This window comes from Ideonella sp., assembly GCF_041287625.1.
Taxonomy (GTDB): domain Bacteria; phylum Pseudomonadota; class Gammaproteobacteria; order Burkholderiales; family Burkholderiaceae_C; genus Ideonella.
The window spans coordinates 143,479-161,812 of record NZ_JBGGNH010000016.1 but is presented as its reverse complement, the minus strand read 5'-3'; the positions used below and the strand labels follow the sequence as shown (position 1 = coordinate 161,812).

The following is an 18,334-nucleotide window of genomic DNA, read 5'->3' as shown; positions in this document are numbered from 1 at the left end:
CGGCCCGTGGCTCCAGTAGCCTGACCGCTGTTTCCTGTGCGCGGCGCCGCTGTGCCCAGGCCACCTTCCAGCGCTTCACCCCATGTCCGGCCTTTCGCTCCAACATGTCTCCAAGTCCTTCCCGCTGGCCGGCCAGGCCGTGCCGGCGCTGGCGGATGTCAGCCTGTCGCTGGAAGCCGGGCAGTTCGGCGCGTTGATCGGCCCCTCGGGCTGCGGCAAGTCCACGCTGCTGCGCATGGTGGCAGATGTCTTCTCGCCCAGCGCTGGCGAGATCACCATTGACGGCGCGCCGCCGCAGCAGGCGCGGCGCGAGCATCAGATCGGTTTCGTCTTCCAGGAGGCCACGCTGCTGCCCTGGCGCAGCGTGCTCGAGAACGTGCGCCTGCCGCTGGAGGTGCTGGGCAAGGCCGGCCGCCATCCGGCGCGCTCGCCAGAGGAACTGGTGCGCCTGGTGGGCCTGGCCGGCTACGAACATGCCCGGCCCTCGCAACTCTCCGGCGGCATGCAGCAGCGCTGCGCCATCGCGCGGGCGCTGGTGGCTTCGCCCAAGATCCTGCTGCTGGACGAGCCTTTCGGCGCACTCGACGAGGTGATGCGTTACCGCATGAACTTCGAGCTGCTGCGCATCCGTGCCGAGACCCGCACCACCGCGCTGATGGTCACCCACTCCATCGAGGAAGCCGTGCTGATGGCCGACCGCATCTTCGTCTTCGCGGCCAAGCCGGGCCGCATCATCGAGACGCTGGATGTCGACCTGCCGCGCCCGCGCCGGCTTGCCACGCTGCATGACCCGCGCTTCAACGCCATCGTGGACAAGGTGCGCCGCGCGCTGTTCGGCCAGTTGCCGCAGGCGCTGGACCATGAGGCCCTCGATGTCTAAGGTGCGCTGGTTATTGCCGCTGGCGCTGTTTGCCGCGCTGCTCGCGGCCGCCGAGGCCTGGGTGACGGCGGGCGCCGCACCGATGACGCTGCCGCGCCCCTCGGCCGTGCTGCTGCTGCTCTGGCGCGAGCACGCCAGCCTGCTGCAGCAGCTGGGCGTGACCTTGCTGACGGCGGGCTATGGCTTTGTGCTGGCCGGCCTGCTGGCCCTGGCGGTGGGCTTTGCGGTCTATGCTGCGCCGCGCAGCGAGGGCGCGGTACTGACGGTCGGGGCGGTGCTCAGCAGCGTGCCGATGATCGCCATCGCGCCCATCCTCAGCGTCTGGCTGGGCTTGACGCTCGGCACCCGCGTGCTGATCACTGTGGTGATCTGCCTATTCCCCATGCTGGTGGCCACCGTCCAGGGCCTGCACGAGCACAAGGCCGCCGAGCAGGAGCTGTTCACCGTGCTGGCCGCCTCGCCCTGGCAGCGCTTTCGGCTGCTGGCGTTGCCAAGCGCGGTGCCGATGCTGTTCGTCGGCATGAAGATCAGTGCACCGCTGGCAGTGCTGGGCGCACTGATAGGCGAGTGGAATGGTGCCGAGACCGGCCTGGGCGTGGTGATGCTCAATGCCATGTTCGGCCTGCAGGTGCAGCGGCTGTGGGCCACGGTGGTGATCGCCTGCGCCGTCTCCTCGCTGGCCTATGCCTACATCTGCCTGGTCGAGCGTGTGGCTGGCCATGACCGCGCGTCGGTGGCGACATGAGCGGAGCGCCCATGCAAGTCTCTTCTCCGCTGCCGGCCGAACCAGGATCGATTCCGCGCCGGCCTGCAACGGCATCCGCTTGGGGCGGTGCGTTGCGGCTGGCCGCGCAGCGCCTGGCCGGCTACCTGCTGGTGATGGCCGTGGTGGCCGCGCTGTGGCAGGCCGTGATCGTGGCCCTGGCGGTGCCGGCCTACCTGATGCCCAGCCCGGCCGAGGTGGCCCGGGCCATGCTGGCCCACGGGCCGGAGATCGCCCAGGCGGCCGGGCTGACGCTGCAGGCCACGCTGATCGGGCTGGCCGTGGCCACGGTCGTGGCGTTGCTGTTGGCGATGCTGTTCATCGCCTCGCGATGGGTGGACGCCGCCCTGATGCCGCTCATCGTGGCGGTGCGCACAGTACCGATGATTGCGATTGCGCCGGTGCTGGTGCTGATCTTCGGCCGTGACCGCTGGAACGGCGTCGGCATGGTGGCGCTGTTGTCCTTTTTCCAGATCATGCTGGCCGCCAAGAAGGGCTTCGAGGCGCCCAGCCGTCACATGCTGGAGCTGATGCACTGCTGCGGCGCCGGCTTCTGGCAGACCCTGATCAAGCTGCGCCTGCCCTGCGCGCTGACGCATCTGTTCACCGGCCTGCGCATTGCCTCGGCCTCGGCCATCCTGTGCGCGATGTTCGCCGAATGGCTGTCAGGTGCCCCCGGCCTGGGCAGCCTGATCCTGGACGCCAACGCCCGCCAGCAGTTCGCGCTGATGTGGGCGGCGGTGGCCGTTGGCACCACGGTGTCTTACCTCTTTTTCACCTGTGCCATCGCGCTGGAGCGGCTGGTGCAGGACAGGAGCCGCTGATGCCCGAGAGAGCCCCCTCCCCGCTTCATCTGCTGAACGGCCAGGTGGCCTTCGTCACTGGCGCCACCAAGGGCCTGGGCGCCGAGCTGGCGCTGGCGCTGGCACGTCAGGGGGCGCACGTGGCCATTGTTGGCCGCGACAAGACCGCCGGTGACGAGGTGGCTGCAGCGGTGCGCAAGGCCGGCAGCGACGCGCTGGTGCTGCAAGCCGATGTGACCGACGGCGCGGCCCTGGAGGCCGCCGCAATGCGCACGCAGGATTACTTCGGACGGGTCGACCGGCTGCTCTGCTGCGCCGGTGTCGGCAGCCCGCGCCAGCCGGTCTGGCAGAGCAGCACGGAGGACTACCGCGCCTGCTTCGACATCAATGTGCTGGGCGTCATGCTCAGCCTGCGGGCCGTGATGCCGCTGCTGATCGAGCGCGGCGAAGGGCGGGTGGTGGTCATCGGCGGCACCTACGGCCACAAGGGTGTGGCCAATGCGGCGCTCTACGCCGCCTCCAAATGGGCGGTGCGCGGGCTGGTGAAGTCGGCTGCGCTGGAAGGCGGGCCGCACAACGTCACCGCCAACATCGTGGCCCCCGGCGGCATCGCCGGGCCGCGGCTCAAGCGCCTGTTCGAGGCCTCGGCCGAACGCGAAGGCCTGCCTTATGACACCGTGCTGCGGCGCTTCACCGCACAGTCGGCGCTGGGCCGGCTGGTCAGCGGCGAGGACGTGGCTCAGGCCGTGATCCATCTCTTTTCCGACGGCGGCCGCCTCATCACCGGGCAGGACCTGGTGGTCGATGCCGGCACGCTGGTCTGAACACGGCCCAGGCGTCCGTGACGCCTGCCTTCCCTCTTTGCCTTCCAAGCGCATGACCTCTTCCGAAGCCTTCGCCCTCGACACCCGGATCGTCCACCTTGGCCGCGATCCGCAGGCCAACCACGGCATCGTCAACCCGCCCGTCTACCACGCCTCCACCTTCATCTTCAAGTCGGTGGCCCAACTGCTGGAGACCCGCCGCGACCGCGCCAGCGGAGCCTTCGAGCAGTTCACCTATGGCCGCGAAGGCACGCCCACCACCCGCGCCCTGGAGGATGCCGTGACCCAGCTGGAGGGCGGCTACCGCGCGGTGGTCACCTCCTGCGGCCTGGGCGCCATTTGCGCTGCGCTCACCGCCTTTCTCTCGGCCGGCGATCATCTGCTGATCGTCGACAGCCTGTACGGCCCGGTGCGGCAGTTCTGCGATGAGTACCTGAAGCGTTTTGGCGTCGAGGTCAGCTACTTCGACCCGCTCATCGGGGCCGACATCGCCCACCTGGTGCAGCCCAACACGCGGGTGATCTACCTGGAGTCGCCCTGCTCGCTGACCTTCGAGATGACGGACGTGCCGGCCATCACCCAGGCGGCGCGGGCGCGCGGCATCACCACCATCATGGACAACACCTGGGCCACGCCGCTGTGTTTCCAGCCGCTGTCGCACGGGGTGGATGTGTCCATCCACGCCGCCACCAAATACATCTCCGGCCACTCCGACCTGATGCTGGGCATCGCAGTGTGCAACGAGGCGGCCTTCATCCCGGTGAAGAAGACGGCCTCGGCCTCGGGCTACTGTGGCGGCCCGGACGACATCTACATGGCCTTGCGCGGCCTGCGCACCCTCAGCCTGCGCCTGCAGCGGCACCAGGAAACCGCCACCACCATCGCCCGCTGGCTGCAGCGGCGGCCGGAGGTCGCGCGCGTGATGTATCCGGCGCTGCCCGATGACGCCGGCCATGCGATCTGGCAGCGCGACTTCAAGGGTGCCAGCGGCCTGTTTGGTGCCGTGCTCAAGCCCTGCAGCGAGCGGCAATTCGCCGCCATGCTGGACCACATGGACCTGTTCCTGATGGGCTACTCCTGGGGCGGCTTCGAGAGCCTGGTGGTGCCGACCTACCCGGCCGCCCTGCGCAGCACACGGCCCTGGCAGGAAAAGGGCCCGGCGCTGCGCCTGCACGCCGGCCTGGAAGACCCCGACGACCTGATCCGCGACCTGGAGCGGGGCTTTGCGCGGCTGGCCGCCGCAGCCTGAGGCACCACGCGATGACTGCAAGCTCCTCCCTGGCGAACACCTCCCACCCCTTCCTGGACGGCCGCGCCAAGCGCCTGCTGATCGGCGGCCAGTGGCAGCCAGCCGCCTCGGGCAAGACCTTCGAGACCCGCAACCCTGCGACAGGTACCGTGCTGGCCCAGGTGGCCGAGGCCGGCCAGGTGGATGTGGACCGGGCCGTGGCCGCGGCGCGCCAGGCCTTCGAGGGCCCCTGGCGCCGCTTCAAGCCTGACGAGCGGGCCGCGTTGATGCACGCGCTGGCCGACCTGGTGGACACACATTACGAAGAGCTGGCCTGGCTGGACACGCTGGACATGGGCGCCCCCATCCGCCACACGCGGGGTGCCCGGCGTCACCTGGTGGGCATGCTGCGCTACTTCGCTGGCCAGGCGACCTGCATCCACGGCCAGACGGCCGAGACCTCGCTCAACGGCAACATGTTCGCCGCCACGCTGAAGGAGCCGGTGGGCGTGGTCGGCGCCATCATTCCGTGGAATGGCCCGCTGTGGGCCACCATCTTCAAGACCGCGCCGGTGCTGGCCAGCGGCTGCACCCTGGTGCTCAAGCCGGCCGAGGACGCGCCGCTGACGCCGCTGCGCTTTGCCGAGCTGGCCGAGCAGGCTGGCGTGCCGCCTGGCGTGCTCAATGTGGTGACCGGCTTCGGCCACGAAGCGGGCGCCGCGCTGGCCGCCCACCCGGGCGTGGACAAGGTCTCCTTCACCGGCTCGGTGGCCACCGGCCAGGCCATCGTGCGGGCCTCGGCCGGCAACCTCAAGCGACTGTCGCTGGAGCTGGGCGGCAAGTCGCCACACATCCTGTTTGCCGATGCCGATGTACCGCGGGCAGCGCAGGCCGCGGCCATCGGCGTGTTCGCCAACGCCGGTCAGATCTGCAGCGCCGGCACGCGGGTGTTCGTGCAGCGCGAGATCCATGCGCAGGTGGTGCAGGCCATGGCAGAGGTGGCGGCCACGCTGCGCGTGGGCCCCGGCCTGGACGCCGAGAGCGACATCGGGCCGCTGGTGTCCGCGCGCCAGATCGAGCGCGTGCTGGGCCATGTGGAGAGCGGCCGCGCGCAGGGTGCGCGCCTGGCCGCAGGGGGCGAGCGGCTGAGCGGGCCGCTGCATGCGCAGGGCCACTTCATGGCGCCCACGGTGTTTGCCGACGTGGCTGACGGCATGCGCATCGCGCGCGAGGAGATCTTCGGGCCGGTGGCCGCGGTGCTGCCGTTTGATGACCTGGATGAGGTGGTGCGCCGCGCCAATGACTCGCCCTTCGGCCTTGGCGCGGGCGTCTGGACGCGGGACATCGGCCGCGCGCACGCCATCGCACGGCGCCTGCAGGCCGGTTCGGTGTGGGTCAACTGCTACAACCAGATGGATCCGTCCATGCCTTTTGGCGGCGTGAAGTTCAGCGGCTACGGCAGGGAGTCCGGGCCGCAGCAGCTCGACGAGTACCTGAACGTGAAAGGCTTGTGGATCCAGCACGACTGAGGCGCCTGGCGCGCTCGGTGCAAAGCAGGCCGCGCAGCAATGCGCGGCTTTTTTTTGCTCAGCCGCAGGCCGCGGCCCGCCCCAGGTCTGTTGCATCCGTACCGATTCCCGCGCCCCGGGGTGTTGCCGTTTTGTCGCGCGCCCTCGCGAAAACCGGAACGGCAGCGGCCTTGCCGGGCCAGCGGGGCCTGGCAGGGGCCTCGTAGCGATGTGCGCATGACACCCCGACGAAAAAAGCAATTCTTCACGGCGAGGCTTCTCGATAAATTGAATTTGCACTGCAGCGGTCAGGCACCGGAGAGACGCCGCCGCACCGTTCTCCACCCCATCGGAAGCCAACCATGAAAACCGAATTCATTGCCACCGTACTGGCCACAGCAGCGGCCGCAGCGATGGCACAGACCAGCCCCGCCGCCGATCCGCAGCAGACCGACATCGGCCGCGTCAGCGCCTCCGGTGCATCCAACGCGAACCCGCAGGACACCCCGTCGGCCACTGGCGTGACGCGCAAGGAAATCGCCGGCGGCCTGATGGTCGACGAGAACGTGTCCAAGGCCAAGAGCTCGGTGACACGCGACTTCATCCAGAAGCAGCAGCCCTCGGCCGACGTGTTCCAACTGCTGAAGTACTCGCCCGGGGCCAACGCGGCGCCCAGCGATGCCTGGGGCCTGTCGCCCGGGGTGCTTTCGGTGCGTGGCATGGATGGCGGCCAGATGGGCTTCAATTTCGAGGGCATGCCGCTGAGCGTGGCCTCCAACTGGTCGGTGTTCCCCGGCCAGTACATCGACACCGAGAACACCGATGTGGTGACGCTGAACCAGGGATCGGCTGACCTGTCGTCGCCCGATGTGACGGCCACCGGCGGCATCGTCGACCTGTTCCTGCACACGCCTTCCAAGCATCCCGGCGGGCTGCTGACCATGTCGGTCGGCACGGACAACGCCTGGCGCGTCTTCCTGCGCGGCGAGACCGGCGAGATCGGTGACACCGGCTTTCGCGCCTTCGGCTCCATTTCGCAGATCGAGACCGATCACTTCCGCGGCCCGGGCCATGACCGCAAGCAGCACCTGTCGCTGGGCGCGGTGCAGGAATGGGGCGGCGGCAGCCGCAGCAAGCTGGCGCTGACCTATTCGAAGATCGCGCGCGACGTCTACAAGAACCCCACGCTGGCCCAGTGGAAGGCCGACGGCATGGATGGCGCGAGCACCAACTATGACGCCACCTATACCGCCGGCAGCCTGAGCTACTACCGCATGCTGCAGAACCCCTGGGAAAACCTGCTGCTGTCGGTGCCCACGGACCTGCGGGTGAACGACAAGCTCACGCTGAACGTCACGCCCTATCTGTTCTACGGCTTCGGAGGCTCAGGCTCGGCCGGCACGCTCAATGAAAGTTCGGTGGGCTTCGGCAACACGGTGCAGGCCGTGGACCTGAACGGCAACGGCACCACGACCGACACCGGGGTCACCTACTACAACCCCATCATCGAGAAGAACCTGCGCACCGGCATCACAGTCAAGGGCAACTACCAGCTCGACAACCACGCGCTGGTGGCCGGTGTCTGGATGCAGCGCTCGCGCGACCAGCTCTATCGCCCCTACAGCTTGATGAACGCCGATGGCACCCCGGTGGATGTGGACGGCAGCTCGTCGCTGATCCGCACCGCCAGCGGCCAGGTGGTCAACCAGTGGAACCAGGACACGCACGACAGCTTCTACTCGGCGTTCCTGGGCGACACCATCAGCCTGATGGACGACCGCCTGGCCATCGACCTGGGCGTGAAGAAGATGTGGCTGGAGCGCGTGGGCAAGAATCGCGTGCCCAGCGACGTGACGCGGACCGAAGCGCAGAACGACCCGCTGCTGCCCACGGCCGCCCTGCGCTATAAGTTCGACGACGTGAACTCGGTGTTTGCCAGCGCGACGCGCGGCGTGCGCATCCTGCCGGCCGGCGCCCTTTACCCGCGCTACAGCGCGTCGACGGGCGCCGTCACCACACAGGCCAACCCGGACCAGGCCTCGGAGAAGTCCACCGCCTTCGAGCTGGGCTATCGCTACCAGGGGCCGCTGGTGAGCCTGTCCACGTCGGCCTTCCACTACGCCTTCGAGAACCGGCAGATTTCGGCCCAGGTCTGTGACCCGGGCTGCGTCAGCTCGCCCATCAACGGGGGCAAGCAACGCGCCTTCGGCCTGGATTTCGAGGCCGGCCTGCGTCCCTTCATGAACTTCCGGCCCTATGCCTCGCTGGAGTTTTTGAAGACACGAATCGAGTCCGACATCCCGGTCTCGGGCGACTACCTGGCCACCAGTGGCAAGCAGGCGGTCCGCGCGCCCAAGGTGCAGGCGGCGCTGGCGGTGGATTACGACAACGGCAGCTTCTTCGGCAACCTGGGCTGGAAGTACGTGGGCAGGCAATACGCCACCTTCATGAACGACCAGGAGATCCCGGCCTACACCACGCTGGACCTCGGCATGGGCTACCGCTTCACGCTGCCGCCCTCGTCCGGCTTCACCAAGCCCGAGCTGCGCCTGAATGTGATGAACGCCACCGACCGCCACTACCTCTCCGGCGTCAACAGCGTTACCACCAACGCGGTGGCCACCACCGCGATCAACGGCAAGACCATCGCGGCTTCGCAGCCGAGCTACCTGGTGGCCAACCCGGTGTCCGCGATGCTCACCTTCGCCGTTGGCTTCTGAGGATTCCTGACATGTCGATCAGCCAAGACTTTCTGCATGCTGCGACGATCAACCTGCTCTACGCGGCGATCGTCATCCTGACCTTTGTGATCATCGAGCGCCTGGTCTATTACGTCTACCTGATCCGGCGCCGGGCGCCGATTGCCAAGGCCATTGCCGCGGCGGTGGCGGTGGATGCCAGCAGCCCCTTGCCGGACCTGCCGGCCGGCACCGACGTGCTGACCCAGGCCATGCAGGAGTACGTGGACACGCAGCGCAAGGGCCAGGTCTCGCGCAACCGCATCGAGGACCTTTCCTCCGCGCTCTTCCTGCGGGTGGACGGCAGCGTCAACCGCGGGCTGTGGATCCTGGACACCATCGTCACGGCCGCGCCGCTGCTGGGCCTGCTGGGCACCATCCTCGGGATCATGGACACGTTCCAGGCGCTGTCGGCCGGTGGCATCTCCGACCCCTCGGCGGTGAGCCGAGGCATCGGCTCGGCGCTGTTCGCCACCGCCATCGGCATCGGTACAGCGCTGTACGGGCTGCTGGGTCACAACGTGCTGCACCGCATGGGCGAGTGCATCACCGAGGACTTCAAGAGCTTCCTGCTCGAAACCACGAAGTGACCGGGAGCGCGCGATGAGAACTTTCCCCCAACGCAAGCAGCGCCAGGCACGCATCGAGATCATCCCGATGATCGACGTGATGATGTTCCTGCTGGTGTTCTTCGTGCTGATCAGCAGCAACGTGCTGCCGGCGCTGGGCCTGAACGTCGCGCTGCCCGGCTCGGCCAAGCCCGATCCGATCAAGGACGAGCCGCTGCGCATCACCCTCACTGTGGACCGCGATGGTGCGGTCTATGTGGACGGGCAGCCCACGCCGATGGCGCAGCTGGCCGACAAGCTCAAGGCCTTGGCCGCCAGCAAGCCGGCCAAGGTGATCATTGCCGGCGATGCCAGCGCCAAGCTGCAGACGCTGGTCGACCTGCTCGACCAGCTCAAGGCCGCAGGCATGCCTGCCGCGTCCATCATCACCAAGCGCCAACCCTGAGCGAGCGACCGTGACGATTCGCGATCCCTTTGAGCGTGCCTCCCATGGCGTGGCGCTGGTGGCCACGGCGGCAGCGGTGGTGGCCATGGCGCTGGCCCCGCGGCCGGCGCTGGCCCCCAGCCCGCCACCGCCGGAGGAGCCCCCGGCGGTGATGCTGCAGGCGGCCGACCCACCGCCCGAGCTGCCACCGCCGCCACAGCCGCCGCCACCACCCAAGCCGCTGACACCGCCGCCCAAGCCACAGCCGCCAGCGCCGGCGCCAGCCCCTGTGCCGTCACCGGCGCCAGCACCGGCACCGCTGCCACCGCCACCGCCGCCGCTGCCACCACCTCCCCCGGCGGCACCGGTGCCGCCGCCCGCCGTGCCGGTGCCGCCAGCGCCAGCGCCTGCGCCGGTGAACACCGCTGCCGTCGAGACCGGCTACGTCGGCAAGCTGCGCGGCTACATCCGCTCCATCACCGAGTACCCCACCTCGGGTGATGCGCGGCGGCTGCGGCCGGAGGGCGCCAGCGTGGTCCGCTTCACTTTGACGCGGGACGGCACGGTCAGCCAGGTGGAGATCGAGCGCAGCGCCAACTCGCCCATCCTCGACAAGCAGGCGCTGCAGATCGTGCGCAGTGGCCACTACCCGGCCTGGCCGGCGGACGCCTGGCCCGGCAGCAGCGTGCATGTGTTCACCGTCACCGTGCAGTTCGTATCGCCATGAGCAATGCCTTCGACTTCAACCCCGAGTCGCCCCGCGCAGTGCGCCAGGCCATCCGCAGCGGCCGCTTTCGCGGCTTCACCAACGGGCTGGCGAGCGGCTTCGTGCAGGGCAACCTGATGATCGTGCCGGCCGCGCAGGCCGACGACTTCGCCGCTTACTGCGCGCTCAATCCCCAGGCCTTGCCTGTGCTGGGCCGCAGCGAGCCTGGTTCGCCGCACATTCCCGCGCTGGGCGCCGACCTGGACCTGCGCACCGACGTGGGCGGCTACATGGTGTTTCGCGATGGCGAGCTGAGCGACACGCCGCACGAGATCAGCGAGCTGTGGCGCGACGACCTGGTGGCCTTCGTGCTCGGCTGCTCCTTCTCGTTCGAGGGCGTGCTGCAGCAGCATGGCGTGCGGCTGCGGCATCTTGACGAGGGGCAGGTCTCAGCGATGTATGTCACCGGCCTGCCCACCCAGCCCTCGGGCGTTTTCGGCGGGCCGCTGGTGGTCTCCATGCGGGCGCTGCGCGCGGCCGATGCCATCCGCGCCATCAGCGTCTCGGCGGGCTATCCGCAGTTTCACGGCGCGCCGGTGCACCTGGGCCAGCCCGGGCTGATCGGCATCGGCGATCTGGCGCAGTCCTATGGTGGCCATGGCCTCACGCAGTTGCATGAGGACGAGTTGCCGGTGTTCTGGGCCTGCGGCGCCACTGCGCAGCTGGCCGCCCGGCAGGCGCGGCTGCCCCTGTGCATCACCCATTACAAGGCCCACATGGTGGTAACCGACCTGCCGGTCCACGCCTCCGGGGCCATCTCCCTGAACAAGAAGGAAATCCCATCATGAACATCGACGCCATGCTCCGGCAGTACCAGGCCGAGGGCTATGTGCTGATCCCCGGCGCCCTCAATGCAGAGGAGATCCGCACGCTGCAGGCCACCACCGACCGCATTGCCGCGCAGGCCCAGGGGCTGGTGGAGGAAGGCCCCATCTTTGACTTCGAGGCGGCCCACACGCCGCAGGCGCCGCTGGTGCAGCGCATCAAGAAGCCGCATCGCGTGGACCCGCTGTACTTCTCGCTGGCCCGGCATCCGGCCATCTTCGCGCTGGTGCAGCGCCTGTGCGGCCACAACATGCGGCTGAGCCACAGCAAGATCAACATGAAGGCGGCGCGGGCCGGTTCCTCGCTGGAGTGGCACCAGGACTGGGCCTTTGCGCCGCACTCCAACATGTCGACCTGCGTGGCCTCGGTGATGATTGACGACGTCACGGTCGAGAACGGCGCCATGCAGGTGCTGCCCGGCAGCCACCTGGGGCCGCTGCTGGAGCACCACGATCCTCAGCTCGGCTTCGTCGGAGCTGTGGACTTGGCCGCCCAGCAGGTCGACGTGTCGAACGCGGTCTCGCTGGTCGGCCGTGCCGGCACGGTTTCGCTGCACCACCCGATGACCCTGCACGGTTCCGGCCCCAACCACTCCGGCCAGCAACGACGCATCCTGTTCCTGGAGTACGCGGCCAGCGACGCGTATCCGCTCTTCTACGACGTTGATTGGGACGAATACAACTCGCGCCTGCTGACCGGCCCGGCCACCAGTGAGGTCCGCACCGAGTCCAACTTCATCAAGCTGCCGTTTCCTTCTCGCGCCGGCAGCTCCATCTACAAGGCCCAGGCACACGCCCGGGCCCGCTACTTCGACAAGGCCACTCCCGCATGACCACGCCCGTGCCCCACACAGAATCTCCGGTCGCCCTGGTGACCGGCGCGAGCAGCGGCACCGGCCGCGACATTGCCATCGCCCTGGCCGAGGACGGCTGCGACGTCGGCATTCTGGGCCGGCGCACCGCCGCGCTGGAGGAGACGGCGCAGCGCATCCGCGCCCTGGGCCGGCGGGCCTGCGTGCTGACCGCCGACGTCTGCGACGAGCGGGCAGTGGCCTCGGCGGTGGAGGTCTTCCTGGCCTGGTCCGGCGGCCGCAGCGACGTGCTGGTGAATGCCGCCGGCATTCCTGGCCCGCTGGGTGCCACCGTGGGCGAACTGGCCCTGGCGGACTTCGATGTGGTGATGGCCACCAACCTTCGGGGCCCGTTTCTCACCATGTCGCACCTGCTGCCGGTGATGTGCCGGCAGGGCCGGGGGCGGGTCGTCAACATCGGTGGCAACCACGGCATGCGTGGACGCGCCGGCAGGGCCAGCTATGCCACCTCGAAATGGGCGTTGCGCGGCCTGACCCGCAGCGCCGCGTTGGAAGCCGGCCCGCACGGGGTGACGGCCAACGTGGTGGCGCCCGGCGCGATCGCGGTCGACCGCATGCGCCAGCGCTGGGCCGAGCAGGCAGCTGCCGAAGGCGTCGGCGAGGAGGTGGTGCTGGCGCGCTATGTGCAGTCGCTGGGCGTGGCCCTGCAGCGGCCCAACGAGACCGCCGATGTGGTGGCCACGGTGCGTTTTCTCGTCGGCGAGGGTGGCCGCAACATCACCGGCCAGGAGATTGTGGTCGACGGTGGGGTGATCGTATGAGCCGCAAATTCCTGGTTTCACGGAGGCCGCCATGCTGAGCGCCGAGCAGAACGAATTTGTCACTCGCGTGGGCCCCGGCACGCCGGCCGGCAACCTGCTGCGCCGCTATTGGCAGCCGGTGGCGCTGACCGACGAGTTGGCCGGGCCGCGCCCGGTCAAGGCAGTGCGGCTGATGGGGCAGGACTTTGTGCTCTTCCGCGACGAGCAGGGCCGCCACGCCTTGCTGGACCGCGACTGCCCGCACCGCGGGGCCGACCTGGCCTTCGGTCGCCTGGAGGGCGGCGGCCTGCGCTGCCCCTTCCACGGCTGGCTGTTCGATGCCACCGGCCAATGCCTGGAGACGCCGGCCGAGCCGGCAGAGAGCAAGATGTGCACGCGCATCCGACAGGCGGCTTACCCGGTGGTGGAGAAGAGCGGGGTGCTGTTCGCCTACCTCGGCGAGGGCACGCCCCCGGCCTTTCCGGACTTCGACTGCTTTGTGGCGCCGGACAGCCACACCTTTGCCTTCAAGGGCTTGTTCGAGTGCAATTGGCTGCAGGCGCTGGAGGTGGGCATTGACCCCGCGCATGCCTCCTACCTGCACCGCTTCTTCGAGGACGCGGACACCGCTGCCAGCTATGGCAAGCAGTTCCGCGGTGCCTCGGCCGACTCCAGCATGCCCATCACCCAGGTGCTGCGCGAGCATGACCGGCCGGAGATCAGCGTGGCCAGTACCGATTACGGCCTGCGCCTGACGGCGCTGCGCCGACTCTCGCAGGCCAGCACCCACGTGCGGGTGACCAACGTGCTGTTCCCGCAGGCGTTCGTGATCCCGATGAGCGCCGAGATGACGATCTCGCAGTGGCATGTGCCGGTGGACGACACGCATTGCTACTGGTACGCCATCTTCACCAGCTTCACCGGGCCGGTGGACAAGCAGCAGATGCGCGAGCAGCGACTGCAGCTCTACGAGTTGCCGCACTACACCTCGCGCCGCAACAAGCGCAACGACTACGGCTACAACATCGAAGAGCAGCGCCTGGCCACCTACACCGGCATGGGCGACGACATCAATGTGCACGACCAGTGGGCCGTCGAGTCACAGGGCGCCATCCAGGACCGCACCCGCGAGCACCTGGGCACCACCGACAAAGGCATCATCGCCTACCGCCGGATGCTGGTGAAAGCCATCAAGGGAACGCCGGCGGGCGAGGCAGCACCCTTGCTGGTCGATGCGGCACAGGCCGCGCAGTTGACCGGCCCCGCTTCGATCGATGGCATCGCCCATGCCTCCGCGAAAGCGGCGGGCGAGCCCTCGGCGGTTGACACCGAAGCAGGGTTGGTGGACACCGAAGCCTATTGGCAGGCCGCCGACCTGGAGCGCCGCCAGCGCTGTGAATGGGCGGCCGCGCGGCTGGCCGCGGCGGAGCGGGCATGACGGGCGCGGCGCCGTTCGTCGAGCGCTTCGGCCTGTGGACGGCCGAGCAGCAGGCCCAGGCGCGCGAGCTGGTGCGTCGCATCGATGGCGGCGAGCTGGACGTGGTGCGCTTTGCCTTTGCCGACCAGCACGGCCTGCTGCGCGGCAAGACGCTGGTGGCCAGCGAGGCTCGCGCGGCGTTGTGGGAGGGCGTGCAGCTCACCTCGACGCTGCTGGCCAAGGACAGCTCGCACCGGTCGGTGTTTCCGGTCTTTTCGGCCGGCGGCGGCTTCGCGGTGCCTGGCCTGCAAGGCGGTGCCGATGTCACCTTGGTGGCCGACCCGGCCACCTTTCGGGTGCTGCCGTGGACGCCGCGCACCGGCTGGCTGCTGTGCGATGCCTACATGCCAGACGGCAGCCCTTGCCCCTATGCCACCCGGCAGATCCTGCAGCGCGCGGTGCAGCAGCTCGAAGGCCTGGGCCTGGCGTTCCTGGCTGGCCTGGAGGTGGAGTTCCACGTCTTCAAGCTGGAGGACGCGCGCCTGGGCCTTGCCGACTCAGGCCAGCCCGGTGAGCCGCCGCGGGTCTCGCTGCTGTCCCACGGCCACCAATACCTCACCGAGCTGCGCTACGACCGCGTGGACCCGGTGATGGAGCTGCTGCGCAGCCAGTTGGTCGCGCTGGGCTTGCCGCTGCGCTCGCTGGAGGTTGAGTACGGGCCCAGCCAGTTCGAGCTCACCTTCGGCCCCACGGCCGGTGTGACGCCGGCCGACACCATGGTGCTGCTGCGCAGCGCCATCAAGCAGATCTGCCAACGCCACGGCTACCACGCCACCTTCATGTGCCGGCCGCGCATTCCCAACGTGATGTCCAGCGGCTGGCATCTGCACCAGTCGCTGCGGCGGCTGAGCGACGGTCGCAATGCCTTCATGCCCGAAGCAGCAGCCGGCCAGCCGCTGAGCGAACTCGGCATGCACTACCTCGGGGGCCTGAAGCACCATGCGCGCGGCGCCGCCGTGCTGGCCTGCCCGACCATCAACGGCTACCGCCGCTACCGGCCGCATTCGCTGGCGCCAGACCGTGCGCTATGGGGCCGTGACAACCGCGGCGCGATGCTGCGCGTGCTGGGCGGGCCGGGGCAGGCCGGCACACGCATCGAGAACCGCGTGGGCGAGCCTGCGGCCAACCCCTATCTGTACCTGGCCTCGCAGCTCTACTCCGGGATGGACGGCCTGCAACGCCGGCTCGACCCCGGCCCCTCGGCCGACGTGCCCTACGAAACGCCGGCCGAGCCGCTGCCGCGCTCGCTGGAGCAGGCGCTGGCCTGCCTGCGGCAGGACAGCGGGCTCTGCGCGCAACTCGGCCAGGGCTTCGTGGACTACTACTGCCACATCAAGGAAGCGGAAATCGCCCGCTTCAACCTCGAAGTCAGCGAGTGGGAACACCGCGAGTACTTCGACATGTTCTGACCCCCTCCCGACCCATGCTCACCATTCACTACCTTCTGAGCGACGGCAGCCGCTGCAGCTGCACGGACGCCCAGCCCGGCAGCAGCGTCATGGAAAACGCCTTGTGGCTCAACGTGGCGGGCATCGACGCGGAATGCGGCGGCGCCTGTGTCTGCGCCACCTGCCATGTGCAGGTCGAGGAGGCCTTCCTGGCGGCGCTGCCGCCGCCTGACGACATGGAACGCGCGCTGCTGGCCAGCGCCATCCTCGGGCATTCGCCGCGCAGCCGGCTGAGCTGCCAGATCGCCATGACGCCCGCGCTGGACGGCATCGTGGTGCACGTGCCTGCACACTGACGCGCGGCGACCCCGTCGGGTCCCACGAATTGTCCCAACCAGCTGGGCAGCGCTGAATAGCGGCTACGCCGCCCCGGCGTGGCTTGCTTAGAATCATTCGGCTGCGCGAGGCGGGTGCTTCCTGGGGACACCGCGGGCCCCGGGCTTGCCAGCCACTTTGGTCTGTTGGCCGACAGCGCCATCGAGCAACATGTCGTAGAACAGCTGCGCCGCAGGGACAAGCTCTCGTCCTCGGCGCTTGATCAGCCCAATGGTTCTCGTCACTTCCGGCTCTTCAAGGGGAATGCTCACAAGAGTGGAATGGCCGCGTGGCGGCATGGCCAGCCTGGGTACGACGCCAATGCCCAGGCCAGCCTCGACCAGGCTGACCAGCGCGGGCACATGGCGCACTTCACAGAACCATCGCGGGCCGACGGGGGCCTGGCTGAGCGCCTGGTCGATCAAGAACCTGTTTCCGCTCCCTTGCGCAAGGGTGATGTAGTCGTCGTCGGCCAGTTCCTTCCACTTGATCCGCTTGTACTTTGCGAGTCGATGACCGACCGAGCAGGCGACGACAAAGGACTCCTTCAAAAGCGGCTGGAAGTCAATGTCCGGCTCCTGGCTGCCGATGTAGGTGACACCGAAGTCGGCGTCTCCTCGGGCTACGGCGAGGAGAACGTCCGCGGTGGCTTCGTCGATCAGACGCATGCGCACGCGGGGGTACTGCGCATGGAACTGTCGAATCGCCGTCGGCAGAAAGTACCCTACCGCGGAGGGTACGCAGGCCAGGGCGACCTGTCCTGAGATGCGTTCGGATGCATCCTGGATGCCCACAAGCGCATCCTGAAGTTCGCGCATGACGCTGCGTGCTTTGGGCACGAAAGTCCTGCCGATCATCGTGAGTTCGACTTTCCGTGTGGTTCGGCTGAACAGCTTCACGCCCAGCGCAGCCTCAAGTTTGTCGATGCGCCGCGACAACGCCGACTGAGACAGGTGCAGGTTGTCAGACGCTGCCCGGAGGCTGCCGAAGTCGGCAACTGCCAGGAAAGCGCGCAAGTCGGATAAATCAAAATTCATGCAGGCAACGCAACAATAGATCGAATATTTGCAATTTACTCCGATTTCTCTGTCGTCGATCATCGCTTTCGGTCTCTCCAGTGCTGAGAGGCAACACCGAAAGGCAACGATGAAGAGACAAGATTTTTCGAGCAATGATCGCGAACGCCGCAGGTCGAGCAAGTTGCGTCGACTCGCCGCCGGCGGCCTGCTTGCATGGAGCACCTTGGTTCATGCAGCCTGGCCCGAAAAGCCCATTCGACTGGTCGTTCCGTATGGTCCGGGTGGCAGCTCCGACGTGATTGCAAGGCTGCTGGGCAACGAGATGTCGAAGTCGCTGGGGCAGACGGTGATCATCGACAACAAGGGAGGCGCCTCAGGCATCGTCGCCATGCAGGACGTGGCGAGGTCCACGCCCGATGGCTACACCATCGTTTTGGGACATGTCGGCACGCTGGCGGTCAATCCGTCCCTGTTTCCAAAGCTGCCGTACAGCGACAGCGACTTTGCTCCGGTCGCACTGCTGGTCAAGGTACCGATGGTGTTTGCCGTGTCTACCAAGTTGCCCGCGCAGACACTTGGCCAATTTGTGGCACTTGCCAAAGCGCAACCCGGCAAGCTCAGCTATGGCTCTGCGGGCAACGGCAGCGCGGGACATCTTGCGTTCGAAATGTTGAAAGCCGCCGCAGGCATCAATCTGCTGCACATCCCCTACAAGGGCACCGGCGCGCAGCTGACCGACTTGCTGGCAGGCAATACCGATGCGGCAGCGGCGGGGCCGCCAGGCTTCGTGGCTCAAGCCAAGGCCGGCAAGATCAGGATCCTCGCGAGCGGCTCGCCGCAGCGTCTCGCGGCGCTGCCCGACGTCCCCACCGTGGCCGAGTCCGGCTATCCGGGGTTCGACAGTTCGCAGTGGTTCGGCATCCTGGCGCCCGCCAAGACATCTCCCGAAATCGTCGCTCGCCTGCACGCCGCCGCTGTCAAGGCGCTGACGGTGGACGCCATCCGCACTCGCCTTGAGGAGGACGGCAGCACGGCTTCACCGCTGGGCCCAGTCGAATTCGGCAAGTTCATCAAGGGCGAGCGTGAACGCTGGTCCGCCGTGGTACGCAAAGCCAATCTGCGACCCGACTGAACCG

General features: G+C 68.2%; 18 protein-coding genes. 17 read left to right on the top strand and 1 reads right to left on the bottom strand.

Translation table 11 applies throughout. The annotated features are described in order from the left end of the window. The first annotated feature begins 82 nt into the window (after positions 1 to 82). The 16 genes from ACAH41_RS06450 to ACAH41_RS06375 all read left to right on the top strand — a co-directional run bounded on the left by ACAH41_RS06450 (position 83) and on the right by ACAH41_RS06375 (position 16,160). A complete protein-coding gene (locus ACAH41_RS06450; RefSeq protein WP_325648535.1) occupies positions 83 to 880 on the top strand; it encodes an ABC transporter ATP-binding protein in 798 nt (265 codons plus the stop codon). Beyond that, the gene (locus tag ACAH41_RS06445) at positions 873 to 1,625 is read left to right on the top strand and encodes an ABC transporter permease subunit (protein WP_325648536.1); all 753 of its coding nucleotides are present in this window, start codon (positions 873 to 875) and stop codon (positions 1,623 to 1,625) included. The genes ACAH41_RS06450 and ACAH41_RS06445 overlap by 8 nt, the downstream gene beginning before the upstream one ends. Positions 1,626 to 1,636: 11 nt before the next feature. Beyond that, a complete protein-coding gene (locus tag ACAH41_RS06440; RefSeq protein WP_325648538.1) occupies positions 1,637 to 2,467 on the top strand; it encodes an ABC transporter permease in 831 nt (276 codons plus the stop codon). After that, positions 2,467 to 3,270 carry an SDR family oxidoreductase gene (locus tag ACAH41_RS06435; protein WP_325648539.1) on the top strand — a complete coding sequence of 268 codons (804 nt, stop codon included), beginning with the start codon at positions 2,467 to 2,469 and terminating at the stop codon, positions 3,268 to 3,270. Before ACAH41_RS06440 ends, ACAH41_RS06435 begins: the two co-directional genes overlap by 1 nt. Before the next feature lie 52 nt (positions 3,271 to 3,322). Beyond that, positions 3,323 to 4,519: a cystathionine beta-lyase gene (metC, locus tag ACAH41_RS06430; RefSeq protein ID WP_325648541.1), complete on the top strand. Its 1,197-nt coding sequence runs from the start codon at positions 3,323 to 3,325 to the stop codon at positions 4,517 to 4,519. Positions 4,520 to 4,530: 11 nt separating this feature from the next. Next, the gene (locus tag ACAH41_RS06425) at positions 4,531 to 6,027 is read left to right on the top strand and encodes an aldehyde dehydrogenase family protein (protein WP_325648542.1); all 1,497 of its coding nucleotides are present in this window, start codon (positions 4,531 to 4,533) and stop codon (positions 6,025 to 6,027) included. A 341-nt stretch (positions 6,028 to 6,368) separates the two neighbouring features. Then, positions 6,369 to 8,726, top strand: coding sequence for a TonB-dependent receptor domain-containing protein (locus tag ACAH41_RS06420; RefSeq protein ID WP_325648544.1), 2,358 nt, complete (start codon positions 6,369 to 6,371; stop codon positions 8,724 to 8,726). 11 nt (positions 8,727 to 8,737) lie between these two features. After that, complete coding sequence (locus ACAH41_RS06415; RefSeq protein ID WP_325648545.1) at positions 8,738 to 9,334, top strand: MotA/TolQ/ExbB proton channel family protein; 597 nt, start codon at positions 8,738 to 8,740, stop codon at positions 9,332 to 9,334. 13 nt (positions 9,335 to 9,347) lie between these two features. Further along, a complete protein-coding gene (locus ACAH41_RS06410) occupies positions 9,348 to 9,758 on the top strand; it encodes a biopolymer transporter ExbD (RefSeq protein WP_325648547.1) in 411 nt (136 codons plus the stop codon). A gap of 10 nt (positions 9,759 to 9,768) precedes the next feature. Further along, complete coding sequence (locus ACAH41_RS06405) at positions 9,769 to 10,464, top strand: energy transducer TonB (protein WP_325648548.1); 696 nt, start codon at positions 9,769 to 9,771, stop codon at positions 10,462 to 10,464. Continuing rightward, the gene (locus ACAH41_RS06400; RefSeq protein WP_325648549.1) at positions 10,461 to 11,291 is read left to right on the top strand and encodes a D-glutamate cyclase family protein; all 831 of its coding nucleotides are present in this window, start codon (positions 10,461 to 10,463) and stop codon (positions 11,289 to 11,291) included. The genes ACAH41_RS06405 and ACAH41_RS06400 overlap by 4 nt, the downstream gene beginning before the upstream one ends. Next, positions 11,288 to 12,160 (top strand): phytanoyl-CoA dioxygenase family protein, encoded by an 873-nt coding sequence (locus ACAH41_RS06395; RefSeq protein WP_325648551.1) that lies wholly within the window; start codon positions 11,288 to 11,290, stop codon positions 12,158 to 12,160. The genes ACAH41_RS06400 and ACAH41_RS06395 overlap by 4 nt, the downstream gene beginning before the upstream one ends. 8 nt (positions 12,161 to 12,168) lie before the next feature. Next, a complete protein-coding gene (locus ACAH41_RS06390; protein WP_370538221.1) occupies positions 12,169 to 12,960 on the top strand; it encodes an SDR family NAD(P)-dependent oxidoreductase in 792 nt (263 codons plus the stop codon). Positions 12,961 to 12,991: 31 nt separating this feature from the next. Then, positions 12,992 to 14,377: an aromatic ring-hydroxylating dioxygenase subunit alpha gene (locus ACAH41_RS06385; RefSeq protein ID WP_325648554.1), complete on the top strand. Its 1,386-nt coding sequence runs from the start codon at positions 12,992 to 12,994 to the stop codon at positions 14,375 to 14,377. Beyond that, entirely contained in the window at positions 14,374 to 15,825 is a 1,452-nt protein-coding gene (locus tag ACAH41_RS06380; protein ID WP_325648555.1) for a glutamine synthetase family protein, read from the top strand. Before ACAH41_RS06385 ends, ACAH41_RS06380 begins: the two co-directional genes overlap by 4 nt. Positions 15,826 to 15,839: 14 nt before the next feature. Continuing rightward, positions 15,840 to 16,160: a 2Fe-2S iron-sulfur cluster-binding protein gene (locus ACAH41_RS06375; RefSeq protein WP_325648557.1), complete on the top strand. Its 321-nt coding sequence runs from the start codon at positions 15,840 to 15,842 to the stop codon at positions 16,158 to 16,160. Between the two features lie 93 nt (positions 16,161 to 16,253). Here ACAH41_RS06375 and ACAH41_RS06370 read toward each other — a convergent pair whose 3' ends face one another. Next, positions 16,254 to 17,216 (bottom strand): LysR family transcriptional regulator, encoded by a 963-nt coding sequence (locus ACAH41_RS06370; RefSeq protein WP_325648743.1) that lies wholly within the window; start codon positions 17,214 to 17,216, stop codon positions 16,254 to 16,256. A gap of 109 nt (positions 17,217 to 17,325) precedes the next feature. On the opposite strand from ACAH41_RS06370, the gene ACAH41_RS06365 reads away from it, so the two are divergent. Beyond that, on the top strand, positions 17,326 to 18,330 hold the full coding sequence (locus ACAH41_RS06365; protein WP_325648558.1) for a tripartite tricarboxylate transporter substrate binding protein: 1,005 nt from the start codon (positions 17,326 to 17,328) through the stop codon (positions 18,328 to 18,330). Positions 18,331 to 18,334: the final 4 nt, after the last annotated feature.